Source organism: Halomonas stenophila, assembly GCF_014192275.1.
GTDB classification, from domain to species: domain Bacteria; phylum Pseudomonadota; class Gammaproteobacteria; order Pseudomonadales; family Halomonadaceae; genus Halomonas; species Halomonas stenophila.
In genome coordinates this window covers 19,449-45,168 of sequence record NZ_JACHXR010000001.1, presented here as the reverse complement: position 1 = coordinate 45,168, position 25,720 = coordinate 19,449, and the positions used below count along the sequence as shown (strand labels likewise).

Below are 25,720 nucleotides of genomic sequence, written 5' to 3'. Positions count from 1 at the left end.
ATTTACTCCGCTCCCTTCGTGCTCGGGGACGCACCGTGAGACTCGGCCGGTTCGCCGTGGCCACCGCCATGACCGTGGGCGCCCTGGCGCTCGTCGGCGTAGGCCGCCATGTGCTCGGCGTGCTCGCCACCGGCATGAAAGCTCTTGAGGATGCTCTCGTAGAGAGCCGGGGATACCTCGGAGAAGTACTGGATCTCGTCGTTCTCGCTGGGCGAGGCGAGCGCGTAGTACTCCTCGGGGAAGCTCAGCGACCGGGACGACTCACGCACCTCGGCGACCCAGGCGTCGAAGTCCTCCTCGGAGCCCACGTGGGCGTCGAAGGTCATTCCCGAGAAACCGGCACCGCTGTAGTTGGTGGAACGGCCCGGATAGATGCCCTGCTCGTCGGCGATCAGGTGGACGTCGTTGTCCATGCCGGCCATGGCGTAGATCTGGCTGCCCAGGCGGGGGATGAAGAAGGCATTCATCACCGAGCCTGAGGTGACACGGAAGCGCACCGGCGTGTCCTCGGGGAAGGCCAGCTCGTTGACCGTGGCGATGCCCTGCTCCGGGTAGATGAACAGCCACTTCCAATCCAGCGAGACCGCCTGGATCTCCATCGGCTCCTGGCCGTCGTCGGCGGCGATGGGCTTGTGCGGGTCGAGGCTATGGGAGGTGTACCAGGTCAGCAGCGCCAGGAAGGCGATGATCACGCAGGGAATCAGCCAGACCACGGCTTCGATCTTGTTGGAGTGGGCCCAGTCGGGCTGGTAGGTAGCGTCACGGTTGCTGCGACGGTAGCGCCAGGCGAACAGCAGGGTCATCACGATGACCGGGACGACGACGATCTGCATCAGACCAAAGGCGGTCAGGATCAGGGTGCGCTGCTCTTCCCCGATCTGTCCCTTGGGATCCAGCAACGCCGAGCTGCAGCCCGCCAGTAGCAAGGGCAGCGCCGCCAGCAGCAGGGCGCCGAGCTTGCGCAGGGAGGGGGTTCGACTCATGTTTCGACCTCGTCAGGGGCTTGGTGACAGGCGCATAGCCTATTCATTTTAAGCAAGCTATATGCATGCCCAAGACCTCTCCGGCGCAGGTCGAGCTCACCCTGCCGGGATCATGCGACCGTCGTGGAGAGGACTCCGGGGCTGACTCACGGCCTCAGGATCGGGACACGTCGAACGGTGTCACGAGCGCACGGTGGCCGCGAGGCCGGAATTGTGCAAACAGTGAAGGCGAAACGGAAGGGACGATTTGACGCAGGGTGTCGCACCACCCTCTGGCGGCGGTGGTGATCGGTCCGATGGGCGGATGACGCCGGGCCTAGAAGGAGCCCATGCCCTTGGGCATGAAGCCCAGGTTGTTCTCCACGGCTTTCACGCCCTGGGTGTTCTCGGCGGCCACCTGGACCGCCCAGCGCTGCTCCTTGCTTTCCACCAGCCCCCATAGCTGGACGTTGCCGCCGGAGACGATGATATTGAGGCGATCGACGATCACCCCGGTATGGGCATCGATTTCCTTGAGGATGGCCTCGCGAATCGCCCGGTCATCGGCCAGCGGCGCGTCGCCCGGCGAAGCGACCGAGAAGCCACGCAGCAGGTTGGCACGGCTGACGATGCCCACCAGGCGGCCGTCACGGACCACCGGCACCCGCTTGATGCCGCGCTTCTCCAGCAACGCCGCGATGCGATGCAGCGGCTCGTCTTCCTCCACGGTGACCGGCGACGGGGTCATGATCTCGCTGGCCAGACGCCCGTGAGTGCGCACATACTCGGCGTCCTTGTCCGCCATGGAGAATAGCCGCAGCCACCAGGAACCATGGGCCTTTTCCGCTTCCTCGCTCTCGAAGCGGCGAATCAGGTCCCCCTCGCTGACGATGCCGAGCACCTGGTCGTCCTTGTCGACCACCGGGACGGCACTGATGCCATGCTCCAGCAGCAGGCTGGCGATCTCGCGGACTTCACTGTCGGGGGACACGGTGATCACATGGGGCGTCATGACGTCGGCGGCATGCATGGTGAGGCCTCCAGAGCATGGGTAGGCGTTGGGCGGTAGCGGCGGCCGTCCCCGGCCGTGCTCTTATCAACATAGCAAGCCTCGCCGGTCAGGACCTTGACCCGCGACAGAATTGTGGGCCCTCGGGCTCGCCGGCATGCCCGGGATGAGGGGCCGGCGGACGCGCACCCGGCGACGGCGAAGAAGCTGGCTACCGGTTCGCCGACAGCGTCCGCACGGAATCGCGCACCACCAGCTCCGGTGCAACCTCGAGGTGCTCGACGCTCGCCTTCTTGTCGGCAATGGCCGTCGTCAGCAGGCGACTGGCTTCCCGGCAGAGTACCCCGGCCTGCTGGCGCACGGTCGTCAGCGAAGGAGAGAAGAGACGCGCGATCTCGATGTCGTCGTAACCGATGATCGAGAGGTCCTCGGGGACGCGCAGTCCCTGCCGCCTCGCCTCTCCCATCGCCCCCAGGGCCGAGAGATCATTGAAGGCAAACAGCGCCGTGGGCCGCCGCCGAGCTCGGCACAGCGCCTGAATGGCCGCCTCTCCGCCATCGGCCTCCATGCTGCCGGCATACACCCAGTCAGGGTTGAGCTCGATCCCGGCCTCCGCGAGGGCGCGTTGGAACCCGCGGTAGCGCTGCCGCGACTGGTGGTGGTCGGCAGGCCCGGTGATGCAACCGATCGCCCGGTGCCCCTGAGCGATCAATTGAGCAGTCGCCAGGTAGCCGCCATGCTCGGAATCATCGACGACACTGGCCAGCGCCGGGGCCTCATTGTCCATCAGCACCACCGGGAAGGGACAGGACGCCAGCAGGTCCAGAAACTCCTCGGAGATCATCGACTCCAGCACCAGCAGGCCATCGATGCGCTTGCCCTTGAGGGTGCGGATATAGCTGCGCTGCTTGTCGATATCACGCCCCGAGTTGCAGAGCATCAGGTTGAAGCCCGACGCATAGAGGGACGCCTCCACCCCGGAGACGACTTCCGCGAAGTAGGGGTTGGTGGAACTGGTGACGATCATTCCGATGGTATGGGTCACGTTCTTCTTCAGCGACTGCGCCGAGGTGCTGGGGGTGTAATCGAGCCGCTCGATCGCCGACATGACCCGTTCGCGGGTCTCCGCCTTGACGAAGCGGGTGCCGTTGAGCACATGGGACACCGTCGAGACGGACACCCCCGCCGCCCTGGCCACATCGGTAATCGTCACCATCGGGCTTCCCCGTCCCGGGCCTTCTCGCAGGCCCCCTGAGTACCAGTCATCGCCTTGCCTCTCCCTCACCTGCCGAAAACAAGCATAACCCATTGATTTGAGAATGACATCGCCGCTCATCAGGAGGGGCGATCCCACACCATACCCCTTGGCGCCTTCGATCCCTCCACCTCATTCGACGAAAGGCTGATATCCTGAAGGGTATCAGAAAAACGATTGCGCAAACGTTTTTCTTAACCTAGTGTGGCGAGAAAACAATCACATGCCCTAGAGGAATCCCTCCATGGAATCCCGTCACCCGGACGCGACACCTCCCAACGGAGCCCTCCACAACCACCTGACTGCCGAGGTCGTCGTCGTCGGCAGCCTGAACATGGACCTGGTGGTGCGCACGCCGCGCCATCCGCAGCCAGGCGAGACGCTGACCGGCCATGGCCTGGCCACGACTGCCGGCGGCAAGGGTGCCAACCAGGCCGTAGCGCTCGCTCGACTGGGCGCCTCGACGGCGATGATCGGTTGCGTCGGCGACGACGCCCATGGCCATGCCCTGCTCGCTGGCCTCGACCAGGAAGGCATCCAGCGCCAGGGCGTGAGGGTGAGCCCCACCGCCGAAACCGGCGTGGCCATGATCCAGGTCGACGATGCGAGCCAGAACCGCATCGTGGTCATCCCCGGCAGCAATGCCGAGCTGGCCCCGGCGGATGTGGGGCGCTGGGACGCCCTCCTGGGTCGAGCCAAGTTGCTGGTCTGCCAGCTCGAGGTGCCCCTGGAGACCGTACGCTACGCCCTCGGCCGGGCCCGCGCGCGTGGCTGCACCACCCTGCTCAACGCCGCCCCGGCCATGACGCTGCCGCAGGACGTCCTGGCGCTGGTCGACTGGCTGGTGGTCAACGAGAGCGAGGCCGCCGTCCTCTCCGGCCACCCCGTCGGCCATCCCGACGAGGCGGCCCAGGCGATCCAGCGCCTGCGCCAGTCGGGCTGCCGCCAGATCCTCGTCACCCTGGGCGCCCAGGGCGTGGTCGCGGCCGACGACGACGGCCTGCACCATCATCCCGCCCCACGGGTAGCGGCCGTCGACACCACCGCGGCCGGCGACACCTTCGTCGGCGGCTTCGCCGCGGCGCTGCTGCGCGACGAGACCGTGGCGACGGCAATCCGCGACGGCCAGGCCGCCGCCGCCCTCGCCGTGACCCGCGCCGGCGCTCAGGCGTCGATTCCCCGCCGCGACGAATTCGCCGACCACTGACCTCCCACAGGAGAACGACGATGGCCATCCACGCCCCCACCAGGGTGCTCTTCGACACCGACCCCGGCATCGACGACGCCATGGCGCTGCTGTTCCTGCATCGCCACCCGGGCCTCGACCTGCAGGGCATCACCACGGTGCACGGCAACGCCCGCACCGACACCACCACCCGCAACGCCCGCTACCTGGCCGAGCGCTTCGGCCTCGAGGTCCCCGTCGCCCGGGGGGCGGCGGAGCCCCTGGCGATGCCCAAGTCGGCGCCGCCCACCTTCGTCCACGGCGACGACGGCCTGGGCAACGCCGGCCTCTCCTTCGAACCGACCCTTCCACTGGACCCGCGCCCCGCCTACCAACTGATCATCGACACGGTGCGCCGCCACCCCGGCGAGGTGACGCTGATCGCCGTCGGTCCGCTGACCAACCTGGCCCTGGCGCTCAAGGAGGCTCCGGCGATCGCCGGCCTGGTCAAGGAGGTCGTGGTGATGGGCGGCGCCTTCGGCGTCGATGGCCAGGGCGGCAACATCACCCCGGTGGCCGAGGCCAATATCCACGGCGATCCCCACGCCGCCGACCTCGTCTTCACCGCCGACTGGCCGGTCACGGTGGTCGGCCTGGACGTCACCCACCGGGTGCTGATGCGCAATGCCGACTTCGCGCGACTGCGCGAGCTGGGCGGCGAGGACGGCGACTTCATGTGGCGAATCTCGCGCCACTACGTGGACTTCTACTCCGAGCGCGAGGCCATCGACGGCTGCTATGTCCACGACTCCAGCGCCGCCGCCTACGTGCTCGACCCGAGCCTCTTCACGATACGCCGTGGCCCGGTCCGGGCGGTGCGCGACGGCCTGGCCAGGGGCCAGACCATCCAGCGCCCCGACGACCGGGACTACCCGCCCACCGCGTGGGACGACTACCCGTCGCAGCGGGTCTGCGTGGACGTGGACGGCCCGCGCCTGATGACGCTGTTCATGGACACCTTCATCGCCCCCGAGAAGCCACAGGGGGGGTGAGCGCTTTCGCCAAACACTCTGTGGCGGGGCCGCCGGGGACAAGTCGAAGCGAGGGGCCTACGCCAGGGATGGGTTCACAGCGCCCCCGCGATGGTCCGATACCTCGGGGCTTGTCGCCAGGAAAGGCCCACTTTCTCAGCCCACGATCAACCGCTGATCCTTCACTAGCTGGACACCGATAATGACAACGCCCGATACCGACACCCTCGCCAACGCGCTGCGCGTCCTCGCCATGGACGCCGTGCAGCGGGCCGGCTCCGGCCACCCCGGCATGCCCATGGGCATGGCCGAGATCGCCGTCGCCCTGTGGCACCGCCACCTGCGCCACAACCCGGCCAATCCCGACTGGGCGAACCGCGACCGCTTCGTGCTCAGCAACGGCCACGGCTCGATGCTGCTCTATGCCCTGCTGCACCTGACCGGCTACGACCTCTCGCGCGACGACCTGGCCGCCTTCCGGCAGCTGCACAGCCGTACCCCGGGCCATCCCGAGCTCGGCTACACCCCCGGCGTCGAGACCACCACCGGCCCGCTGGGCCAGGGACTGGCCAACGCCGTGGGCCTGGCGCTCGCCGAGCGGCTGCTGGCGGAGACGTTCAACCGCGACGGCTTCCCGCTCGTCGACCACCACACCTACGCCTTCGTCGGCGACGGCTGCCTGATGGAGGGCATCAGCCACGAGGCCGCTTCCCTGGCCGGCACCCTGGGGCTGGGCAAGCTGATCGTGCTCTACGACGACAACGGCATCTCCATCGACGGCGAGGTCGAGGGCTGGTTCACCGACGACACCGCGGGGCGCTTCGCCGCCTACGGCTGGCAGGTGATCGAGGCCGTCGACGGTCACGACGTGGCGGCCGTGGATGCCGCCATCGCCCGGGCCAAGGCCGACGACCGCCCCACCCTGATCGCCTGCCGGACCCTGATCGGCAAAGGCGCGCCCACCAAGCAGGGCAGCCACGCCAGTCACGGCGCGCCGCTGGGCGACGCCGAGATCCGGGCCGCCCGCGAGGCCCTGGGCTGGGCCCACGGGCCCTTCATGATTCCCGACGACGTGGCCGAGGCATGGAGCGCCCGGGACGCCGGCGCCCGGGACGAGGCCGCATGGCGGGCGCTGTTCGCCCGCTACGCCGAGGCCCATCCCCAGGCCGCTGCGGAGTTCGAGCGCCGCCTCGCCGGCGCCCTGCCGGAAGACTTCGCGGCCCAAGCCCAACGCCATCTCGAGGCCGTGGCCAAGCGGGCGGATCGGCTCGCCACCCGCCAGGCCAGCCAGCAGGCCATCCAGGCCTTCGCCGCGGGGCTGCCGGAGCTCATCGGCGGCTCGGCGGATCTCGCCGGCTCCAATCTGACGCTGTGGGACCAGGCTCGCCCAGTCGGCCATCGCGGCGGGGGCAACTACCTGCACTACGGGGTGCGCGAGTTCGGCATGGCCGCCGTCATGAACGGCCTGTGCCTGCACGGCGGCCTGCGGCCCTTCGGCGGCACCTTCCTGATGTTCTCCGAATACGCCCGCAACGCCCTGCGCATGGCCGCGCTGATGAAGATCAACCCGATCTTCGTCTTCACCCACGATTCCATCGGCCTCGGCGAGGACGGCCCCACCCACCAGCCGGTGGAGCAGACCGCCACCCTGCGCCTGATGCCCAACATGGATGTCTGGCGCCCCTGCGATGCCGTGGAGACCCAGGTGGCCTGGCGGGTCGCCCTCGAGCACACCGACACGCCCACCAGCCTGATCCTCAGCCGCCAGGCGCTGTCCGCCCAGCCGCGCGACGCCACGCAGCAGGCCGAGATCCGCCGCGGCGGCTATGTGCTCGCCCGCGAGACGGGAGCGCTGGATATCGTGCTGATCGCCACCGGCTCGGAGGTCGAGCTGGCCGTCGAGGCCCGGGTCCGGCTCGCCGACGAGGACGTCCAGGCCCGGGTGGTGTCGCTGCCCTCGACCTTCACCTTCGACCGACAGGAGCGCGACTACCGCGACGCCGTGCTGCCGCCCGGCGTGCCGCGCCTGGCGGTGGAGGCCGGGGTGACCGACTACTGGCGCAAGTACGTGGGGCTCGACGGCGATGTCGTGGGGCTCGACAGCTTCGGCGAATCGGGCCCGGCCGACGCGCTGTATCGCCACTTCGGCCTCACCGCCGAGGCCGTCACCGCACGGGCCCGCCGGCGGCTGGCCCCCACCCGCGCATCCCAGGAGGTTTCCGCATGAGTCGTCTGAGTCGCATCGCCGAGTTCGGCCAGCAGGTCTGGCTGGACAACCTGTCGCGCCGGCTGCTCGAGAGCGGCCGCCTCGAGCGCTGGCTGAAGGAGGACGCCATCGCCGGCGTCACCTCCAACCCGGCGATCTTCCACAAGGCCATCGCCGAGGATCCGCTCTACCGCGACGACCTGGCACGCCTGCGCGACCGGGAACCCGACCCGGAGCGTCGCTTCGAGGCCCTGGTGCTGCCCGACATCCGCGCGGCCTGCGACCTGCTGCGGCCCCGCTATGACGCCACCGGTGGTGATCAGGGCCATGTCAGCTTCGAGGTCTCGCCGCGCCTGGCCCAGGACGCGGCCGGCACCCTGGCCGCCGCCGAGCGCCTGTGGGCCGCCATCGACCGGCCCAATGCCATGATCAAGATCCCGGCCACCCGGGCCTGCCTGCCGGCCATCCGCGACGCCATCGCCGCCGGCCTCAACGTCAACGTCACCCTGATGTTCTCGCCGCGCCACCTGGACGACGTCTTCGCCGCCTACCGCGAGGGCCTGGCCGCTCGTCACGCCGCCGGAAAGCCGGTCGACCACATGCGGGCGGTGGCGAGCGTCTTCCTCAGCCGGGTGGACAGCCTGATCGACGCCCGGCTGCCGGAGGCCGCCGCCCACCTGCGCGGCCGGATCGCCGTGGCCTCGGCCAAGGCCGCCTATGCCCGCTGGCAGGAGGTCTTCGGCGGCGAGGCCTTCGCCGCGCTGAGGGCGGCCGGGGCCCGGCCCCAGCGCTGCCTGTGGGCCAGCACCGGCACCAAGAACCCGGCCTATTCCGACGTCATGTACGTGGAAGAGCTGATCGGCCCCGACACCGTCAACACCGTGCCCGATGCCACCCTGGCGGCCTTCGCCGACCACGGCGAGGCGGCCGAGACGCTGCCCCGCGGCCTCGACCAGGCCCGCGAGCAACTGGCCGAGCTGGACGCCCTGGGCATCGACCTGGATGCCATCGGCGAGCGCCTCCAGCGCGAGGGCCTCGCGGCCTTCGACCAGTCCTACGACGAACTGCTGCGCCTGGTCGACTGACGCCCCTTCCGGCCGGTCGTCCGGCCGGCCGGCCGGAAGGGCACCCGCACCCAATACAACGACAACACGAGGATTCCATGTCTTACCCTGCACGCCGCCTGCCCCTGAGTATCGCCGGCGCATCGCTGCTGGCCGGTCTCGCCCCCGTCGCCCAGGCCGACGGCCTGACCCCGAGCTGGTCGTTCGCCAATGCCTCGATCAACTACCTCGACTGGTCCGACGGCACCGAACGCCGCACCGCGAGCAACGCCGCCAAGGGCGACTTCGTCTACCTCGAGCTCGAGGGCGGCGTGGGCTTCGACTGGGGCGAGGTCTACGGTTTCTTCGACGCCGAGAACCCCAACCACGGCAGCTTCGATGAGCAGAGCGGCGGCAAGGACAACTTCCGCACCGCCGCCAAGGTGACCTCGCACTTCTATCTGGGCGACTCCCCCTTCTCGGTCTATGTCCATGTCTACGACTTCCGCGACCACGACTTCGATGTCCGCGAGCAGGACCAGATCCTCGGGGTCGGTTACCGTCATACCTTCGCCAATGGCCTGTGGATCAAGCCCTTCCTCGGCGCGGCCCGGGTGCAGAGCAGCGGCCATACCGGCATGAATGGCTACATGGCCGGCTGGGTCGCCGGCTACGACTTCACCGCCTTCGATCAGGCCTTCAGCCTCACCAACTGGCACGAGCAGACCTTCGAGCGCGACGACGCCTATCTCGAGCAGAACTTCGTCGGCGACAAGGCCGGGCCCGTCGGCACCAATGGCGCGGCGGCCCTGTGGTGGCACCCGACCGATGCCATCACCACCGGCGTGCAGTATCGCTACTCGCACAACAAGCTGGGTACCGCCGACGACTACCAGAATGCGATGATCTACACCCTGAAGATCAACTTCCTGTGACATACCATTTCCCGTGAGCCATCGCCGGTCATGGGGCCGTGACCGGGCCCATGCCACCAACCACAAGGATCTCACCATGACCCTGCTCATGAGTCTCGTCGGGATGGCGACGCTGATCGCCATCGCCCTGATCTTCTCCTCCAATCGCCGGGCGATCCGCCTGCGCACCGTGGGCGGCGCCTTCGCCATCCAGGCCGGCCTCGGTGCCTTCGTGCTCTACGTGCCCGTGGGCCAGACGGTACTCGAGACCGTGTCCGACGCGGTCAGCCAGGTGGTGCTCTACGCCAACGACGGCATCGACTTCCTGTTCGGCGGCCTGGCCGACGTCGAGGCCACCGGCTTCGTGTTCGCCATCAAGGTGCTGCCGGTGATCATCTTCTTCTCGTCGCTGACCGCCGTGCTCTACTACCTCGGCATCATGCAGTGGGTGATCCGCATCCTCGGCGGCGCCCTGCAGAAGGCGCTGGGTACCTCGCGCACCGAGTCGCTCTCGGCCACCGCCAACATCTTCGTCGGCCAGACCGAGGCGCCGCTGGTGGTGCGCCCCTTCATCGCCCGCATGACGCCCTCGCAGCTGTTCGCGGTGATGTGCGGCGGCCTGGCCTCGGTGGCCGGCTCGGTGCTGGCCGGCTATGCGGCGCTGGGCATCCCCATGGAGTACCTGGTGGCCGCCTCCTTCATGGCCGCCCCCGGCGGGCTCTTGTTCGCCAAGCTGCTGCTGCCCGAGACCGAGGCACCGAACGACGACATGGACGAGGCGGAGGAACGCCTCGATGCCGAGGAACACCATCCCAGCAACGTGCTGGACGCCGCGGCCGCCGGCGCCTCCTCGGGGCTCGCCCTGGCCGCCAACGTCGGCGCCATGCTGCTGGCCTTCATCGGCCTGATTGCCCTGATCAACGGCATGCTCGGCGGCGTCGGCGGCTGGTTCGGGGTGGAGTCGCTGAGCCTGGAGCTGATCCTCGGCTGGTTGTTCTCGCCGCTGGCCTTCCTGCTCGGCGTGCCCTGGGAAGAGGCGACGCTCGCCGGCTCCTTCATCGGCCAGAAGCTGGTGGTCAACGAGTTCGTCGCCTATATCAACCTGGCCCCCTATATCGACGGCGAGCAGGTGGTCGCCGCCACCGGCGAGGTGATGTCGGCCCACACCACGGCGATCCTGTCGTTCGCGCTGTGCGGCTTCGCCAACCTGTCGTCGATCGCCATCCTGCTCGGTGGCCTGGGCAGCATCGCCCCCACCCGCCGTCACGAGATCGCGCGGTTTGGCATCAAGGCCGTGCTGGCAGGTACCCTGTCCAACCTGATGTCCGCCACCCTGGCCGGTTTCTTCCTCGCGCTGGGCGCCTGAGGAAACCGGCCCGTGCCGCGGCCACCACCGCGGCGCCTCCATTCCCGTTTACAGGACGATCCCATGACCGATCTGCAACGCGCTGCCCGCCAGGCTCTCTCGCTGATGGATCTCACCAGCCTCAACGACGACGACACCGATGCCACCATCGAGGCGCTGTGCCAGCGGGCCAAGACCCCGGCGGGGACACCGGCGGCGGTCTGCGTCCACCCCAACTTCATCGTCCCGGCCCGCCGGGCCCTGACCGCCCACCGGCTCAACGACACGGTGAAGATCGCCACGGTCACCAACTTCCCCCACGGCGACGCCGACGTCATGGGCGCTGCCCGGGAGACCCGCGAGGCCGTGGCCTCCGGGGCCGACGAGGTCGACGTGGTCTTTCCCTATCGCGCCCTGCTGGCGGGCGACGAGGCCGTGGGCCAGGAACTGGTCGAGATGTGCAAGGCGGCCTGCGGCGACAAGACCCTCAAGGTGATCCTCGAGACCGGCGAGCTCGAGGACCCGGCGCTGATCCACCGTGCCGCGGAGCTCGCGGTCGCCGGCGGCGCCGACTTCCTCAAGACCTCCACCGGCAAGGTGGCGGTGAACGCCACCCTGGAGGCCGCCCAGATCCTGCTCGAGGTGATCCGCGACAGCGACCGCGACGTGGGCTTCAAGGCCGCCGGCGGGGTGCGCACCGCCGAGGATGCCGACGCCTACCTGGCCCTGGCCGAGCGACTCATGGGGGCGGCCTGGGTCACCCCGGCCCACTTCCGCTTCGGCGCCTCCGGCCTGCTCGACGACCTGCTCGTCACCCTCGGCCTGGCGGGTGGCGTCGCCACCCCCGAGGCGGGCTACTGATGCTGCCCCAGGAGGCCATCCGCACCAAGCGCGACGGCGGGGCCCTGGACGCCGCGGCAATCCGCGAGCTGGTCGCCGGCATCAGTGACGGCGGCCTCGGCGACGCCCAGGTCGGCGCGCTGGCCATGGCCATCTATCTTCAGGGCATGGACGCCGCCGAGACCGTGGCGCTGACCGAGGCCGTCCGCGACTCCGGCGAGGTGCTGGACTGGGCCGGGCTCGACCTGCCCGGCCCGGTGCTCGACAAGCATTCCACCGGCGGCGTGGGCGATCTCGTCTCGCTGGTGCTCGGCCCCTGGGTGGCCGCCTGCGGTGGCCATGTGCCGATGATCTCCGGCCGCGGCCTGGGCCACACCGGCGGCACCCTGGACAAGCTCGAGTCGATCCCCGGCTACTCGGTCAGCCCCGATACCGCCACCTTCCGGCGCCTGGTCAGGGACGTCGGCGTGGCGATCATCGGCCAGACCGGCGAGCTGGCCCCGGCCGACAAGCGCCTCTACGCGGTGCGCGACATCACCGCCACCGTGGAATCGCTACCGCTGATCGTCGCCTCGATCCTCGGCAAGAAGCTCGCCTGCGGCCTCGATGCCCTGGTGATGGACGTCAAGGTCGGCAGCGGAGCCTTTATGCCCACCGAAGACGCTTCCAGAGAGCTGGCCACCACCATCGCCGAGGTGGCCAGCCAGGCCGGCACGCCGACCACCGCACTGCTCACCGACATGAGCCAGCCGCTGGCGCCCTGCGCCGGCAATGCCCTCGAGGTCCGCGAGGCGTTGGCGGTGCTCAGCGGCGAGCGCCGCGACGGCCGCCTGCTGGAGGTGACCCGGGCCCTGGCCGCGGAGATGCTGCTGGCCGGCGGCCTGGCCCCGGACCGCGAGGCCGCCCTGGCCAAGCTCGACGCGCGCCTGGCCTCGGGCGCGGCCGCCGAGCGCTTCGCGCGCATGGTGGCCGGCCTCGGCGGGCCGGCCGACCTGCTCGAGGCCGCCGATCGCCACCTACCCGCCGCGCCGGTACTGCGCGAGGTTCGCGCCGAACGCGCCGGCTACCTGCGGCGGATGGACACCCGGGCGCTGGGCCTGTCGGTGGTGGAGCTGGGCGGCGGCCGCCGCGCGCCGGGGGACGCCATCGACCCGGCGGTGGGCCTGGCCGATATCGCCGCGCTGGGCGAGCGGGTCTCGGCCGGCCAGCCCCTGGCGATGATCCATGCCCGAAGCGAGCACGATGCCCAGCGCGCCGAGCACCGCCTGCGCGAGGCCATCGAGATCGGCGAGCCCCCCGCCGAGCCCCCTACACTGATACGAGACGTCATTCGTCGGGAGGCCTCATGACCCGCGCCCTCGTGCTCGTCCTCGACTCCTTCGGCATCGGTGCCACCCCGGATGCCCCGGCCTTCGGCGATGCCGGGGCCGATACCCTGGGCCATATCGCCGCGGCCTGCGCCCGGGGCCAAGCAGACGGAGAGGCCCGCCAGGGCCCGCTGCACCTGCCCCACCTGGGCCGGCTGGGGCTCTTCCATGCCCACCGCGAGTGCACCGGCGACTGGGCCGAGGGGGTCACGCCGCCGACGGCGGTCGACGGGGCCTACGGCCATGCCCGCGAACTCTCCTCGGGCAAGGACACCCCCTCCGGCCACTGGGAACTCGCCGGGGTCCCGGTGCGCTTCGAGTGGGGCTACTTCACCGCGAAGACGCACAGCTTCCCCCGGGCGCTGCTCGAGGCACTGATCCGCGAGGCCGAGCTACCCGGCGTGCTGGGCGACTGTCACGCCTCCGGCACCGAGATCATCGCCCGCCTCGGCGAGGAGCACGTGCGCACCGGCAAGCCCATCGTCTACACCTCGGCGGATTCGGTGTTCCAGATCGCCGCCCACGAGGAGACCTTCGGCCTGGCGCGGCTCTACGAGGTCTGCGAGATCGCCCGGCGCCTGCTCGAGCCCTACAACATCGGCCGGGTGATCGCCCGCCCCTTCACCGGCGACGACGCCGCGAGCTTCACCCGCACCGCCGCGCGCAGCGACTACAGCGTCGAGCCGCCCGCCCCCACGGTGCTCCAGCGCCTGCACGACGATGGCGGCCAGGTGGTGGCGATCGGCAAGATCGCCGACATCTACGCCCACTGCGGCATCAGCGAGACGATCAAGGCCAACGGTCACGACGCCCTGTTCGACGCCACCCTGGCGGCGCTCGAGGCGGCCGGGGACCGCACCCTGGTCATGACCAACTTCGTCGACTTCGACATGGTCTACGGCCACCGTCGCGACGTGGCCGGCTATGCCGCCGCCCTGGAGGCCCTCGACGCCCGGCTCCCCGAGCTGCTCGAGCGCCTGGCACCCGACGACCTGCTGGTGCTCACCGCCGACCACGGCTGCGACCCGACCTGGACCGGCAGCGACCACACCCGCGAGCACGTGCCGGTGCTGGCCGTGGGCGCCGGCCTCGCCGCCGGCTCGCTCGGCGCACGCGAAAGCTTCGCCGACATCGGCCAGAGCCTGGCCGAGCACTTCGGCCTGCCGCCTATGGACGACGGCGAGAGCTTCCTCCCCGATCCCCCCCGCCAAGGAGAGCATTGATGGCTACCCCCCATATTGAGGCCAAACGCGGCGACTTCGCCGATACCGTGCTGATGCCCGGCGACCCGCTGCGCGCCCAGCACATCGCCGAGACGTTCCTCAGCGACGTTCGCCAGGTAAACAGCGTGCGCAACATGTCCGGCTACACCGGCACCTACCAGGGCCGCGAGATCTCGGTGATGGGCCACGGCATGGGCATCCCCTCGGTGTCGATCTACGCCAAGGAGCTGATCACCGACTACGACGTCAAGCGTCTGATCCGGGTCGGCTCCTGCGGGGCGGTCCGCGACGACGTGGCGGTGCGCGACGTGGTGATCGGCATGGGCGCGAGCACCGATTCCGGCGTCAACCGCACCCGCTTCCTCGGCCACGACTTCGCCGCCATCGCCGACTTCGACCTGACCCGCCATGCGGTGGATGCCGCCGCGGCCCAGGGCGTGCCGGTGAAGGTCGGCAACCTCTTCTCGGCGGACCTGTTCTACAACCCGGACACCGCGCTGATCGAGACCCTGCGCCGCTACGGCATCGTCGGCGTGGAGATGGAGGCCGCCGGCCTCTTTGGGGTGGCCGCGGAGTTCGGCGCCCGGGCCATGACGATCTGCACGGTCTCCGACCACATCGTCAACGGCGACTCCCTGTCCAGCGAGGCGCGCGCCACCACCTTCGACGAGATGGTGACCATCGCCCTGGACGGCGTGCTGCGTGACGATGCGGCCGGGGAGGCAGGCGCATGAGCGGCGAGATCGAGGCGAGCATCGTCGAGGCGCTGATCCAAGTGCGCGACCGCGCCTATGCGCCCTATTCCCACCACCCGGTGGGCGCCCTGGTGGTCAGCGAGAGCGGCACCCGCTATGCCGGCGCCAACGTCGAGGTGGCCCACTACAAGGGACTCTGCGCCGAGGCCTCGGCCATCGCTGCCATGGCCAGCGCCGGCGAGCGCGAGCTGCGCGAGGTCTACGTGATCGGGCCGGGCCAGCACCTGTGCACGCCCTGCGGCGACTGCCGCCAGCGCCTCCGCGAGTTCGCCACCCCCGAGACGCGGATCCGCGTGGTCGACGCCGAGGGCCGGCTGCTCCGCCGCTACACCATGGACGAGCTGCTGCCGGACTCCTTCGGCCCCGAGAACCTGGGCCGCGACTCGGCGATGGACTGAGCCCTCGGCGCTCCCCCTGAACGAGTGAGGGGCGCCGGGGACAGGTTGTAGAGGAGGTCCTACGCCATGGGTGAGGAGCATTGCTCCGAACGGGCTGGCCATGGATGGCCAGCACCGGCCCTGCAAGCGGAGCAGGATGCGAGAGCGCCGCAGGGCGTCGGTAGCGCCCAGGGATGGGTTCACAGCGCCTCCTCGTAGAGCTGTCGCCGGATCAGCCCCGAACGGCGAGCTTTGTTAAACTGGCGTCCGCCCACTCGCGGAGAGGACAGCCCCCATGCCTAGCCCCGCCATCGCCATCGAGCGCACGCCCCTGGTCGCCGTCTATGGCACCCTGAAGCGCGGCCTGCGCAATCACCACTGGCTGGAGGGTGCCGACTTCGTGGGCACGGATCGGCTCACTGACGCCACCCTCTACGACCTGGGCCCCTACCCCGGCGCTCGGCTCGAGCCCTCGCGGGGCGTCGAGATCGAGGTGTTTCGCGTCGATGCGGCGCTGCTCGCCGACCTCGACCGGCTGGAGGACTACCGGGTCCGCCACCCGGCGAGCGGCACCTACGACCGGGTCGTGCACCCCACCGCCTTCGGGCCGGCCTGGCTGTATCTCTACAACCTCGACGTGGCGGGCTGCCTCGCGATCCGCGAGGGCGGCTGGGGGCCCCGCGCCCGCCGTTCTGTGGTATAAACGCCGCCACGATTCCTCATGCCCTCACCAAGGAGACCGCCGTGGGCCGCCTCTTGTCCCTCATCGTGATCGTCGGCCTGGCCTATGGCGGGCTCTATGTCAGCTATGGCATGACCGTCAAGGACGACGTCGAGCAGGCGCTCGCCGACGTCGGCCTGACCGCCCTGGAGGTGGAGGGCGTCGACTACGGCCCGCTGGCCCCCCTGGGCACGGAGGCGACGATCTCCGCCGACGTCAACTACCAGGGCGCCTCGGCCACCGTCGACCTGCGCCTGCATGGCCATCCGCTCTTCTCGGAGGAGGTGCGCCTCGAGCTCGACGGCCTGCAGGCCCTGCGACTGACCATCGGGGCCGGGCAGTAACGACCTCGCCAGCGGGCCCGTCTCCGGTTAGATTCGTCTCTGGTTACCTTTGTCCCTGACGATATCCGCCATCGACACCCCGGAGCCCCTTCATGTCTCGCGCTATCGACATCCCCGCCGCCGACGGCACCATCGACGCCCATGTCTTCACGCCCGACGACGCCGGCGGCCCGCTGCCGGCCGTGGTGCTGTTCACCGATATCGGCGGCCTGCGCCCCTGCTATCACGAGAAGGCCCAGCGGGTCGCGGACCACGGCTACGCCGTCCTGATGCCCAACGTCTACTACCGCGATGCAACCGGTGCCGTCGTGCCGGAGGGCAAGTCCTTCCGCGATCCGGACGTGCGGCCCACCCTGCTCGAGTATGCCGCCCACCTGACACCCGAGGCGCAATCCCGCGACTTCACCGCCCTCCTCGACGGCATCGATAGCGAGGCCGAGTTCGCGGACGGCAGGGTGGGCGTGGTCGGCTACTGCCTGACCGGGGCCTTCGCGCTGCGCATGGCGGCCGAACACCCCGGCCGGGTGGCCGCCGCGGCCGGGTTTCACTCGGCCCGGCTGGCGGAGGCCGACGACCCGGCAAGCCCCGTGCATGTGGTCGGCACCATCGAGGGGCGCGTCTATCTCGGCCACGCCGACAAGGACGAGCTGCTGCCCCCCGAGCAGATCGCCCGCCTGGACGAGGCGCTGGCCGACGCCGGCGTGCACTTCACCACCGAGCTCTACCAGGGCGCCGCCCACGGCTTCACGGCCAAGGACGCCCCCTCCTACGACGCGGCCGCCGACGCCCTGCATCACAAGCGGCTGGCCATGCTGCTGGACGAGACGCTGTAAGGCGACGTTCGTCGCCGTCCTCTGGCGGTCCCGTACAGGGGGACCGCGACGACGGCGAAGGGGGGCCGGTAACTGGGTGACGGGGGGCTGTCCGCCGATTACCCCGTCACATATACCGCCTCCGGCCTCGGCCACTTTCGACCAGGCCCGCATCGACGCCATCGCCAGCGCCGTGGCATGGCGGCGTCGGCTGCCGACTTGGCTGGCGCAGGGGGCGCATGCTGGATCGTCGAATCTCCATGCCGTGACGAAGCACCCGAACTATCCGGGCCGGAAGTGCGGGGTCAGACGCGCATGCCGATCATGATCGGTATGCGCCTTCCCCGCCGGCGATACCGCCTGCCGCCTGCTTGTCCCTGGCCATCAGCACATACAGCGACGGCACCACGAACAGGGTGAACAGCGTGCCGATCGCCATGCCCCCGACGAGCACCAGGCCGATCGAGTTGCGTGCCGCGGCGCCGGCCCCCGTCACCAGCACCAGCGGGAAATGGCCGGCGATGGTCGCCACGCTGGTCATCAGCACGGGCCGCAGGCGGATCATCGCCGCCTCGTGGACGGCGTCGAGCTTGCTCGCGCCCTGTTGCTGCCGCTTGTTGGCGAACTCGACGATGAGGATGCCGTTCTTGGCGATCAGCCCGACCAGGGTGACCATGCCGACCTGGGCATAGATGTTCATGGTCGTGGTCCAGCCGTTGGTCCAGTACGCCATGTTGGGATCGGGCATCTTCAGCACGGTGAAGATCAGCGCGCCGAACATCGCCAGCGGCACCGAGCCGGCGAGGATCACCAAGGGGTCGCGGAACGAATTGAACTGCACCGCCAGCACCAGGAAGATCATCACCACGGCCAGCGAGAAGGCCGGCAGGAACCTGTTGCCCTCGGTGCGCAACTGTCGCGACTCGCCGGTGTAATCGAAGGAATAACCGGGCGGCAGGATCTCGCGGGCGGTGTCTTCGAGGAAGCCGAGGGCCTCGTCCAGGGTGCGCGTGCTCACCCCCGAGAGCTTGACGGCGTTGAGCTGCTGGAACCGGTTGAGCGAGCGTGCCACGACCGAGTGCTCGAGGTGGGCGATCGCCGACAGCGGGATCATCTGGCCATCGGGACCGGCGACATGGATGTCGCGAAGCTGCTCGCTGTTGAGCCGATCGACCCGCTGGACGAGCGGTATCACCTTGTAGCTGCGACCGCCCATGTTGAAGCGGTTGACGAAGTCACCGCCGGTGGCCACGCCGAGATCGGCACCGACCTGGGCTAGGCTCAGCCCCAGCGCCGCCACCTTGTCACGATCGAACACCACCGTCGCCTGCGGTTGATCGAGCTTCATGTCGATGTCGGGAGGGAAGGCGAACAGGCCGCTCTCGAGCGCCCGGTCCCGCAACGCCTGGGCGAACTCGAACAGGCGCTCGGCATCGGCGGTCGAGGTGATGAGGAACTCGACCGGGAAGTTGCTGCCGCCCGGCAGCGCCGGCGGCGTGGTCATGAACATCTGGATACCCGGTATCCTCGACACCTCCGCCTGGACCTCCGGCAGGATGCGGGTCACCGTCCGGGTGCGCTCGCCCCAGGGCTTCACCACCACGCCACTGAAGCCGTCGGCGCCCAGCGTCGCGCCCACCGAGGGCGGAAACAGCAGCTGGAAGGTCAGTTCGGCCTCCGGCACCTCCAGCATGACCTGTTCGGCCGCCTGGGCGTAGACGGCATTCTGGTCGGTGGTCGCGTTGGCGGCGATGTTGATGATGCCGAACAGCACGCTCTGGTCCTCGGTCGGTGCCAGCTCCTTGGGCGAGAACAGGAACATCGGGATGGTGCACAGGCTCAGCACGCCCCACACCAGATAGACCGCGGGTCGCGCCCCGAGGGTCATGCCGAGCCCGCGGCCATAGGCCTCGCGCAGGCGGTCGAAACGATGGTTGAGCCAACCGGTCAGGCCGCGCTCTTCGTCCTGGGCGCTGCGCAGCAGCGACGCCGACATGGTCGGCGAGAGCGTCAAGGCGACCACGCCGGAGATCGCCACCGCCCCGGCGAGGGTGAAGGCGAACTCGCGGAACAGCGCGCCGGTCAGGCCGCCCTGCAGGCCGATCGGGATATACACCGCGACCAGGGTGACGGTCATGGCGACGATCGGGGCGATGAGCTCACGCGCCCCGAGCAGAGCGGCCTCGCGCGGCGTGCGGCCCTCGCGCAGATGCCGCTCGACGTTCTCGACCACGACGATGGCGTCATCGACCACCAGCCCGACCGAGAGCACGATGGCCAGCAGCGTCAGCAGGTTCAGCGTGAAGCCGAACACCTGCATCAGGAAGATGCCGCCAATCAGCGAGACCGGGATCGCCATCACCGGCACCAGCACCGAGCGCACCGAACCGAGGAACAGGAAGATCACCGCGATCACGATCAACAGGGTGTCGATGAGCGTGCCCGTCACCTCGCGGATGGCGTTGTCGACGTATTCGGAGGCGTCATAGCCGATGCTGGCCTCGAGGCCGGCCGGCAGGTCGCGCCGCAGCCGGTCGAGCTCGACGCGCACGCCGTCGATCACCTCGACGATGTTGGCATTGGGCTGCGGGAACACCCCGGCGAAGACCGCCGTCTGCCCCGAATAGCGCACCAAAGTGTCGTAGTCTTCGGCACCCAGTTCGACGTCCGCGATGTCCTGCAGGCGCACGATGGTGTCGCCCTGCCGGTAGATGACCAGGCGACGAAAGTCCTCGACGCTTTGGAGATCGGTGTTCGCCGCGAGCCGGGTCTGGACCAGCGCGCCCTTGGTGCTGCCGATCGCCGCCAGGTAGTTGTTGGCGGCCAGTGCCTCGCGTACCTGCGAGGGGCTGATATGCAGCGCCGCCATGCGCTCGGGCTTGAGCCAGATGCGCATGGCGAAGGTGCGTGCGCCGAAGATCTCGATGCGCTGCACGCCGGTGACCGCGGACAGTCGCGGTTGCACGACCCGGGTCAGGTAATCGGTGATCTGCTCCGGCGTCAGGATGTCGGACGAGAAGCTCAGATAGGCGGCGGCGAACTCCGAGTCGGCCGATTGCACGCTGATCGCCGGCACCTCCGCCTCCGCGGGCAGCTCGTTGCGCACCTGGTCGACCTTGGACGAGATATCGGCCAGCGCCTTGGTCGAGTCGTAGTCGAGCTTGAGCCGCGCGGTGATGATCGAGATGCCCTGCAGGCTCTTCGACTCGACATAGTCGATGCCTTCCGCCGCACCGATGGCGCGCTCGAGGGGCGTGGTGATGAAGCCGCGCACCAGCTCCGCGCTGGCGCCGACGTAGGCGGTCGTGATCTGCACCGAGGCGTTCTCGCTGAGCGGATACTGGCGTACGCTCAGCGAATGCCAGGCATTCAGTCCGGCGATCACGATGATCAGGTTGACGACGATGCCGAGCACCGGGCGCCGGATGAAGATATCGGTGAAGGCGTTCATGGCTCCATGCTTCAGGACTCGGCCGGATGCGGTTCGAGCTCGGCCCGGGGCGCCAGCAGGTTGTCGATGACCACGCTCATGCCGGTGCGCAGCTTGAACACCCCGCTGGTCACCACGGTCTCGCCGGCCGCGAGGCCTTCGACGACGTCGACGAAATCGCCGCGCGCCCGCCCGAGGCGGACGAACCGCTGGCGCAGCACCCGCTCGGTCTCGCCGGATTGCGCGTTCTCGATGCGCTCGACCACGAACACCGAATCGCCGTAGGGCGCGTAGAGCACGGCGGTCTGCACGATCGGCAGCACCGACTGCGTGTCCGGCAGCAGCACCTCGACCTGGGCGAACATGCCCGCATACAACGCCTCGTCGGGATTGGCGACCCGCGCCCGGACCCGCACGCTGCGCGTCGCCGGATCGATCTCGGGATCGATCGCGATGATCTCACCGGCCAGCGTCTCGCCGGGGGCGGCATCGGTGGTCACCCGCACGCGCATGCCCGGTGTCAGTCGCCGGATCTGTTGCTGCGGGATCGAGAAATCGACATGGATCGGATCCAGCGTCTGCAGCGATACGATGGCATCGCCTTCGCTCAGGACCTGACCGAGATTGACCCGACGCAGTCCCAGGCGGCCGGAAAACGGCGCGCGGACCGTCTTCTTGGCGATCAGAGCGTGCATGTTGTCGACCTGGGCGGCACTCTCCTTGAGCCTGGCCTCGGCGGCATCGGCCGCCTCTCGAGAGACCATGTTGTTCCTGGCCAGCTCGCGTGCCCGCGCGAAATCCGCCCTGGCCAGGGCGGCGGTCGCCTCGGCCGAAGCGAGTTGCGCCTCTTCGCTGGCCGTATCCATTTGCAGCAGCACCTCGCCGGCCGTCACCGTCTCCCCGGATTCGAAGCCGATGCGCGTCACCCGTCCCCCGATCTCCGCGCCGACGGTCACCCCCTGCACCGCCGAGACCGTGGCCGTCGCGGGAAGCGACTGTTCCCACTGTGCCTCGACCACGGTCATGGCGGTGACGGTCTCGGGCGGCGGCACCATGTTCTCGGCGGCCTCGCCCATCGTCGAGAACTGGTCGAGCTTGGCATAGACGAGGGCGCCGACCAGGATGGCCACGCCGAGGGCGGCGAGGAGCAGTTTCTTCAGCATGAAGGCCTCTTCCGATGGACGCCTCGACGCGACCCAACCGAGCCCCGTCAGGACCGGAACGGCAGCATGGCGCCATCTCGGTGGCTCAACGCAGCGGCCCGCCGTGAACCACCGCCGAGGCCACCATGCCCCTGTCACCATGTCGAACGGCAAGTCCCGGATTCGACACCCGCGTCGGTCGTCGATGACCGGCACAGCCGAGGGGGCGCCCGTCCACCGGCGATGGCCTGCGAGGGAGACGCCGCCGATATGCCGTACTTCCGCCAGCGTCAAGCGGGCAATCAGTATAGTCGAGTCGAGGCGACTGCCATGGTCCGGCCCGACGTTTGCCTCAGCCGGCTGTCATGTCTTCACCGCGCTCGACGGCGGGCCGGTCTCCACGTTGAGCAACGCACCGGTCGATTCCTGGCGGCGTCAACCGTCGTAGGGATACGCAGGGACGTGCACCCCGCCACCGGACCTGCTCGAGGATGGTTCACCGCGACAGCGGTGGTGCGCAAGGGCACGCACGTTGCTGTCGTTTCCCCCAGCCGTTGAAGGAGACCCATGATGACTTACGTCGATGGATTCGTTGCCGCAGTCCCCACCGCAAACAAGGAGGCATTCAGGCAGCACGCCGACAAGGCGGCCGAGGTGTTCAAGGAGCATGGCGCCCTGCAGGTAATCGAGTGCTGGGGAGACGACGTGCCCGACGGCGAGGTCACGTCCTTCCCGATGGCGGTGAAGCGTGAGCCGAACGAGACCGTCATCTTCTCGTGGATCCTGTGGCCCTCCCGTGATGTCCGGAATCAGGGCATGGAGACGGTCATGGCCGACCCCCGCCTGCAACCCGAGTCGAACCCCATGCCCTTCGACGGCAAGCGCCTGATCTATGGCGGGTTCGAGGTCCTGGTCGATCGCTGAACGGCCGGCCGATTCGAGGAGAATGCCATGCGCTACATGATCATCGTCAAGGCCACCCAGGAGTCCGAGGCCGGCGTCATGCCGAGCGAGGCGCTGCTCGCCCGCATGGCCGCCTACCACGAAGAGCTGGCCAGGGCCGGGGTGCTGCTCGACGGCTCCGGCCTGGCACCCAGTTCGAGCGGATGGCGGATCCAGTATGCCGGCGACGAACGCAGCGTGGTCGACGGCCCGTTCACCGAATCCAGGCAGCTGATCGCCGGCTATACCCTCATCCAGGTCAAGAATCGCGAGGAGGCGGCCGAATGGGTGCGACGCTTTCCGAACCCGGCGATCGACGGCGGCGAGACGGAGATCGAGGTCCGCCGCCTGTTCGAGCTGGAGGACTTCGGCGAGTCCGAGGTGATCGATCGCTTCAAGACCCTGGGGGTCGGTGGCGCGTCCTGACCTGACGTCATCGACAACCCGCTTGACCAGTATTCGTTATGCTGACCTTGCTGTGGAGGAAGCCATGGACTACCTGCTGTTGATCGTCGAGGCGCGCGGGGATCGCGAATCGCGCGGCGAGGACGAGGGACGTGCGCTGTATGACGAGATGACCCGCTTCGGCGACGACCTCGCCGCCCGCGGGAAATTGCTGGCCAGCCGCTCGCTGCGCCCGGACAAGCACGGCGTGCGGCTCCGGCAACGCGACGGCAAGCCGGCGCTGCGGGATGGCCCCTTCGCCGAATCCAAGGAGATGGTCGGCGGCTTCTTCCTGATCGACTGCGCCGATCGGGAGGAGGCCATGGCGATCGCCGGCCAGTGCCCGGCCGCGCGTTTCGCCACGGTCGAGGTGCGCGAATGCGCCCCCTGCTACGTGGGTTGACTGAGCCTCGGCGAGTGTCGATCCGCCGGCCCGCCGTTCGTCGATCCATCGAGCCCGCGGCATGCGGGCCGTCCTCATCGCAACCTATCGGCTCCCAGGAGACGCCTATGAACACCACGGCCCCACCGATCCCCGAGGGGATGCACAGCCTCACCCCGCATCTCGTCTGCCGCGACGCCAATGCGGCGATGGACTTCTACATCGAGGCCGCCGCCAGGACCGCCTGTCCGGGATCCTGAGGAGACGATCATGACCCGACAGATCTTCGTCAACCTGCCGGTCGCCGATCTCGAGGCGTCGATCGCCTTCTTCACCCGGCTCGGCTTCACCTTCGACCCCGAGTTCACCGACGACACGGCGACCTGCATGATCATCGGCGACCATATCTTCGCGATGCTGCTCACCCGCGAGAGGTTCGCGGAGTTCACGCCGCTGCCGGTGAGCGATGCGCGTGCCGCCACCGAGGTGCTGGTCGCCATCGCGCTCGACAGCCGCGAGGCGGTCGACGCCATGGTCCGCGAGGCCCTCGCCGCCGACGGCGCGAGCTACCGTGAGCCCCGGGATCACGGCTTCATGTACGAGCACGGTTTCCAGGATCTCGACGGCCACATCTGGGAGCTCGTGCACATGACGGGAGCACCCGGGAACACATCGTGACGGACCGAAAGCTTGGCGAGACCATCGAGGCGATCTGGCGCATCGAGGCGGCCAGGGTCGTCGCCGGTGTCGCGCGCCTGACCCGCGACTTGGGCCAGGCCGAGGACTGCGCCCAGGACGCCCTGGTCGCCGCACTGGAGACCTGGCCCGGTACGGGTCTTCCCGACAATCCCGGCGCCTGGCTGATGACCGCGGCCAGGCGCCGTGCTCTCGATCAGCTGCGCCACCAGACCATGGCCGCCCCCAAGCATCGCGAGCTGGCCCGGGAGCTGGAGATCCGCCACGCCCTGGCCGAGGCGGCCTTCACCGAGCGCCTCGATGCCGCGCTCGACGCCGACATCGATGACGACCTGCTACGGCTGATCTTCACCGCCTGCCACCCGATCCTGTCGCCCGACGCGCGGGCCGCCCTGACCCTCAAGGTGGTCGGCGGACTGACCACGGACGAGATCGCCCGCGCCTACCTCAAGGCCACGCCGACCATCGCCCAGCGCATCGTGCGCGCCAAGCGCACCCTGGCCGAGGCGCAGGTGCCCTTCGAGGTACCGCATGGCGCCGAACTCGCGCCGCGTCTCGCCTCGGTGCTCGAGGTCATCTACCTGATCTTCAACGAGGGCTATGCCGCCACCGCCGGCGACGACTGGATGCGACCGGCCCTGTGCGACGAGGCGTTGCGCCTGGGCCGCGTGCTGGCCGGGCTCCTGCCGGAGGAGGCCGAGGTCCAGGGCCTGACGGCGCTGATGGAGATCCAGGCCTCGCGCCTGCCCGCGCGGGTGGACGCAGACGGCAACCCCATCCTGCTGCCCGACCAGGACCGCGGCCGCTGGGACCGACTGCTGATCCGACGCGGGCTGGCCGCGCTCGAACGCGCCGCGGCGCTGCCCGGCGCCTTCGGCCCCTATGCCCTGCAGGCCGCGATCGCCGCCTGCCATGCCCGGGCCGCGAGCGCCGAGGAGACCGACTGGTCGCGCATCGCCGCGCTCTACGACGCCCTTGCCGCGATCGCCCCCTCGCCGGTCGTGGCGCTGAACCGCGCCGTCGCCGTCGGCATGGCCTATGGGCCGGCGGCGGGACTGGAGCTGGTCGATGCCCTGCTCGCGGAACCCGCCCTGTCGCACTACCACCTGCTGCCCAGCGTGCGCGGCGACCTGCTCGTCCGGCTCGACCGGATCCCCGAGGCGCGCGACGAGTTCGAACGCGCCGCGGCACTCACCCGCAACGCACGCGAGCGGGCCCTGCTGCTGGCGCGGGCGGCGGGGTGCACGACGCCCGAGCGCTCATCGGGCCACCAGCGGGGTGACTCACCAGATGGATGATCGACGCCGGCCCCGAG

25 protein-coding genes are annotated in these 25,720 nt (G+C 69.4%); 20 read left to right on the top strand and 5 right to left on the bottom strand.

Annotated features, from left to right (window positions below):
* Positions 1-2: 2 nt before the first annotated feature.
* The 3 genes from cyoA to FHR97_RS00195 all read right to left on the bottom strand — a co-directional run bounded on the left by cyoA (position 3) and on the right by FHR97_RS00195 (position 3,187).
* Positions 3-983, bottom strand: coding sequence for a ubiquinol oxidase subunit II (gene cyoA, locus FHR97_RS00205; RefSeq protein ID WP_183381767.1), 981 nt, complete (start codon positions 981-983; stop codon positions 3-5).
* A gap of 316 nt (positions 984-1,299) precedes the next feature.
* Entirely contained in the window at positions 1,300-1,992 is a 693-nt protein-coding gene (locus FHR97_RS00200) for a CBS domain-containing protein (RefSeq protein ID WP_183381766.1), read from the bottom strand.
* A gap of 190 nt (positions 1,993-2,182) precedes the next feature.
* Positions 2,183-3,187: a LacI family DNA-binding transcriptional regulator gene (locus FHR97_RS00195; RefSeq protein WP_183381765.1), complete on the bottom strand. Its 1,005-nt coding sequence runs from the start codon at positions 3,185-3,187 to the stop codon at positions 2,183-2,185.
* Between the two features lie 283 nt (positions 3,188-3,470).
* Between FHR97_RS00195 and rbsK the strand changes: the two genes are divergently transcribed.
* The 14 genes from rbsK (at position 3,471) to FHR97_RS00125 (ending at position 17,390) form a co-directional block, all read left to right on the top strand.
* Positions 3,471-4,433 carry a ribokinase gene (rbsK, locus tag FHR97_RS00190; RefSeq protein ID WP_183381764.1) on the top strand — a complete coding sequence of 321 codons (963 nt, stop codon included), beginning with the start codon at positions 3,471-3,473 and terminating at the stop codon, positions 4,431-4,433.
* A gap of 20 nt (positions 4,434-4,453) precedes the next feature.
* Entirely contained in the window at positions 4,454-5,443 is a 990-nt protein-coding gene (locus tag FHR97_RS00185) for a nucleoside hydrolase (RefSeq protein ID WP_183381763.1), read from the top strand.
* A 181-nt stretch (positions 5,444-5,624) separates the two neighbouring features.
* Positions 5,625-7,649, top strand: a complete 2,025-nt coding sequence (gene tkt / locus FHR97_RS00180; protein ID WP_183381762.1) for a transketolase — start codon at positions 5,625-5,627, stop codon at positions 7,647-7,649.
* Entirely contained in the window at positions 7,646-8,713 is a 1,068-nt protein-coding gene (gene tal / locus FHR97_RS00175) for a transaldolase (protein ID WP_183381761.1), read from the top strand. The genes tkt and tal overlap by 4 nt, the downstream gene beginning before the upstream one ends.
* Positions 8,714-8,790: 77 nt before the next feature.
* Complete coding sequence (locus tag FHR97_RS00170) at positions 8,791-9,606, top strand: outer membrane protein OmpK (RefSeq protein WP_183381760.1); 816 nt, start codon at positions 8,791-8,793, stop codon at positions 9,604-9,606.
* 76 nt (positions 9,607-9,682) lie between these two features.
* Positions 9,683-10,951 carry a NupC/NupG family nucleoside CNT transporter gene (locus FHR97_RS00165; RefSeq protein WP_183381759.1) on the top strand — a complete coding sequence of 423 codons (1,269 nt, stop codon included), beginning with the start codon at positions 9,683-9,685 and terminating at the stop codon, positions 10,949-10,951.
* Between the two features lie 63 nt (positions 10,952-11,014).
* On the top strand, positions 11,015-11,791 hold the full coding sequence (gene deoC / locus FHR97_RS00160; RefSeq protein ID WP_183381758.1) for a deoxyribose-phosphate aldolase: 777 nt from the start codon (positions 11,015-11,017) through the stop codon (positions 11,789-11,791).
* Positions 11,791-13,119, top strand: a complete 1,329-nt coding sequence (deoA, locus tag FHR97_RS00155; protein ID WP_183381757.1) for a thymidine phosphorylase — start codon at positions 11,791-11,793, stop codon at positions 13,117-13,119. Before deoC ends, deoA begins: the two co-directional genes overlap by 1 nt.
* The gene (locus FHR97_RS00150; protein ID WP_183381756.1) at positions 13,116-14,360 is read left to right on the top strand and encodes a phosphopentomutase; all 1,245 of its coding nucleotides are present in this window, start codon (positions 13,116-13,118) and stop codon (positions 14,358-14,360) included. Before deoA ends, FHR97_RS00150 begins: the two co-directional genes overlap by 4 nt.
* A complete protein-coding gene (deoD, locus tag FHR97_RS00145; RefSeq protein ID WP_183381755.1) occupies positions 14,360-15,094 on the top strand; it encodes a purine-nucleoside phosphorylase in 735 nt (244 codons plus the stop codon). The genes FHR97_RS00150 and deoD overlap by 1 nt, the downstream gene beginning before the upstream one ends.
* The gene (cdd, locus tag FHR97_RS00140; RefSeq protein WP_183381754.1) at positions 15,091-15,513 is read left to right on the top strand and encodes a cytidine deaminase; all 423 of its coding nucleotides are present in this window, start codon (positions 15,091-15,093) and stop codon (positions 15,511-15,513) included. Before deoD ends, cdd begins: the two co-directional genes overlap by 4 nt.
* A gap of 274 nt (positions 15,514-15,787) precedes the next feature.
* Positions 15,788-16,195 carry a gamma-glutamylcyclotransferase family protein gene (locus FHR97_RS00135; protein ID WP_183381753.1) on the top strand — a complete coding sequence of 136 codons (408 nt, stop codon included), beginning with the start codon at positions 15,788-15,790 and terminating at the stop codon, positions 16,193-16,195.
* Between the two features lie 41 nt (positions 16,196-16,236).
* On the top strand, positions 16,237-16,557 hold the full coding sequence (locus tag FHR97_RS00130; protein ID WP_183381752.1) for a hypothetical protein: 321 nt from the start codon (positions 16,237-16,239) through the stop codon (positions 16,555-16,557).
* Positions 16,558-16,649: 92 nt separating this feature from the next.
* Positions 16,650-17,390, top strand: a complete 741-nt coding sequence (locus FHR97_RS00125) for a dienelactone hydrolase family protein (RefSeq protein ID WP_183381751.1) — start codon at positions 16,650-16,652, stop codon at positions 17,388-17,390.
* Between the two features lie 301 nt (positions 17,391-17,691).
* Here the strand turns inward: FHR97_RS00125 and FHR97_RS00120 are convergent, their stop codons facing one another.
* Both FHR97_RS00120 and FHR97_RS00115 read right to left on the bottom strand, forming a co-directional pair.
* Positions 17,692-20,820, bottom strand: a complete 3,129-nt coding sequence (locus tag FHR97_RS00120; RefSeq protein WP_183381750.1) for an efflux RND transporter permease subunit — start codon at positions 20,818-20,820, stop codon at positions 17,692-17,694.
* Positions 20,821-20,831: 11 nt separating this feature from the next.
* Positions 20,832-21,962, bottom strand: coding sequence for an efflux RND transporter periplasmic adaptor subunit (locus tag FHR97_RS00115; protein ID WP_183381749.1), 1,131 nt, complete (start codon positions 21,960-21,962; stop codon positions 20,832-20,834).
* Between the two features lie 549 nt (positions 21,963-22,511).
* Here FHR97_RS00115 and FHR97_RS00110 point away from each other — a divergent pair.
* The 6 genes from FHR97_RS00110 (at position 22,512) to FHR97_RS00085 (ending at position 25,703) form a co-directional block, all read left to right on the top strand.
* Positions 22,512-22,865: a DUF1428 domain-containing protein gene (locus tag FHR97_RS00110; protein WP_183381748.1), complete on the top strand. Its 354-nt coding sequence runs from the start codon at positions 22,512-22,514 to the stop codon at positions 22,863-22,865.
* Positions 22,866-22,892: 27 nt separating this feature from the next.
* The gene (locus tag FHR97_RS00105) at positions 22,893-23,309 is read left to right on the top strand and encodes a YciI family protein (RefSeq protein WP_183381747.1); all 417 of its coding nucleotides are present in this window, start codon (positions 22,893-22,895) and stop codon (positions 23,307-23,309) included.
* A 64-nt stretch (positions 23,310-23,373) separates the two neighbouring features.
* The gene (locus tag FHR97_RS00100) at positions 23,374-23,730 is read left to right on the top strand and encodes a YciI family protein (RefSeq protein WP_183381746.1); all 357 of its coding nucleotides are present in this window, start codon (positions 23,374-23,376) and stop codon (positions 23,728-23,730) included.
* A gap of 107 nt (positions 23,731-23,837) precedes the next feature.
* Positions 23,838-23,969 (top strand): hypothetical protein, encoded by a 132-nt coding sequence (locus FHR97_RS20455; RefSeq protein WP_281380432.1) that lies wholly within the window; start codon positions 23,838-23,840, stop codon positions 23,967-23,969.
* Between the two features lie 10 nt (positions 23,970-23,979).
* The gene (locus tag FHR97_RS00090) at positions 23,980-24,387 is read left to right on the top strand and encodes a VOC family protein (protein ID WP_183381745.1); all 408 of its coding nucleotides are present in this window, start codon (positions 23,980-23,982) and stop codon (positions 24,385-24,387) included.
* Positions 24,384-25,703: a sigma-70 family RNA polymerase sigma factor gene (locus FHR97_RS00085; protein WP_183381744.1), complete on the top strand. Its 1,320-nt coding sequence runs from the start codon at positions 24,384-24,386 to the stop codon at positions 25,701-25,703. The genes FHR97_RS00090 and FHR97_RS00085 overlap by 4 nt, the downstream gene beginning before the upstream one ends.
* The last annotated feature ends 17 nt before the right edge of the window (positions 25,704-25,720 follow it).

Bases quoted from the DNA above. Each gene is read 5' to 3' on its own strand.
- cyoA (WP_183381767.1), bottom strand. From the start codon at position 983: ATGAGTCGAACCCCCTCCCTGCGCAAGCTCGGCGCCCTGCTGCTGGCG.
- FHR97_RS00200 (WP_183381766.1), bottom strand. From the start codon at position 1,992: ATGCATGCCGCCGACGTCATGACGCCCCATGTGATCACCGTGTCCCCC.
- FHR97_RS00195 (WP_183381765.1), bottom strand. From the start codon at position 3,187: ATGGTGACGATTACCGATGTGGCCAGGGCGGCGGGGGTGTCCGTCTCG.
- rbsK (WP_183381764.1), top strand. From the start codon at position 3,471: ATGGAATCCCGTCACCCGGACGCGACACCTCCCAACGGAGCCCTCCAC.
- FHR97_RS00185 (WP_183381763.1), top strand. From the start codon at position 4,454: ATGGCCATCCACGCCCCCACCAGGGTGCTCTTCGACACCGACCCCGGC.
- tkt (WP_183381762.1), top strand. From the start codon at position 5,625: ATGACAACGCCCGATACCGACACCCTCGCCAACGCGCTGCGCGTCCTC.
- tal (WP_183381761.1), top strand. From the start codon at position 7,646: ATGAGTCGTCTGAGTCGCATCGCCGAGTTCGGCCAGCAGGTCTGGCTG.
- FHR97_RS00170 (WP_183381760.1), top strand. From the start codon at position 8,791: ATGTCTTACCCTGCACGCCGCCTGCCCCTGAGTATCGCCGGCGCATCG.
- FHR97_RS00165 (WP_183381759.1), top strand. From the start codon at position 9,683: ATGACCCTGCTCATGAGTCTCGTCGGGATGGCGACGCTGATCGCCATC.
- deoC (WP_183381758.1), top strand. From the start codon at position 11,015: ATGACCGATCTGCAACGCGCTGCCCGCCAGGCTCTCTCGCTGATGGAT.
- deoA (WP_183381757.1), top strand. From the start codon at position 11,791: ATGCTGCCCCAGGAGGCCATCCGCACCAAGCGCGACGGCGGGGCCCTG.
- FHR97_RS00150 (WP_183381756.1), top strand. From the start codon at position 13,116: ATGACCCGCGCCCTCGTGCTCGTCCTCGACTCCTTCGGCATCGGTGCC.
- deoD (WP_183381755.1), top strand. From the start codon at position 14,360: ATGGCTACCCCCCATATTGAGGCCAAACGCGGCGACTTCGCCGATACC.
- cdd (WP_183381754.1), top strand. From the start codon at position 15,091: ATGAGCGGCGAGATCGAGGCGAGCATCGTCGAGGCGCTGATCCAAGTG.
- FHR97_RS00135 (WP_183381753.1), top strand. From the start codon at position 15,788: ATGCCTAGCCCCGCCATCGCCATCGAGCGCACGCCCCTGGTCGCCGTC.
- FHR97_RS00125 (WP_183381751.1), top strand. From the start codon at position 16,650: ATGTCTCGCGCTATCGACATCCCCGCCGCCGACGGCACCATCGACGCC.
- FHR97_RS00120 (WP_183381750.1), bottom strand. From the start codon at position 20,820: ATGAACGCCTTCACCGATATCTTCATCCGGCGCCCGGTGCTCGGCATC.
- FHR97_RS00115 (WP_183381749.1), bottom strand. From the start codon at position 21,962: ATGCTGAAGAAACTGCTCCTCGCCGCCCTCGGCGTGGCCATCCTGGTC.
- FHR97_RS00110 (WP_183381748.1), top strand. From the start codon at position 22,512: ATGACTTACGTCGATGGATTCGTTGCCGCAGTCCCCACCGCAAACAAG.
- FHR97_RS00105 (WP_183381747.1), top strand. From the start codon at position 22,893: ATGCGCTACATGATCATCGTCAAGGCCACCCAGGAGTCCGAGGCCGGC.
- FHR97_RS00100 (WP_183381746.1), top strand. From the start codon at position 23,374: ATGGACTACCTGCTGTTGATCGTCGAGGCGCGCGGGGATCGCGAATCG.
- FHR97_RS20455 (WP_281380432.1), top strand. From the start codon at position 23,838: ATGAACACCACGGCCCCACCGATCCCCGAGGGGATGCACAGCCTCACC.
- FHR97_RS00090 (WP_183381745.1), top strand. From the start codon at position 23,980: ATGACCCGACAGATCTTCGTCAACCTGCCGGTCGCCGATCTCGAGGCG.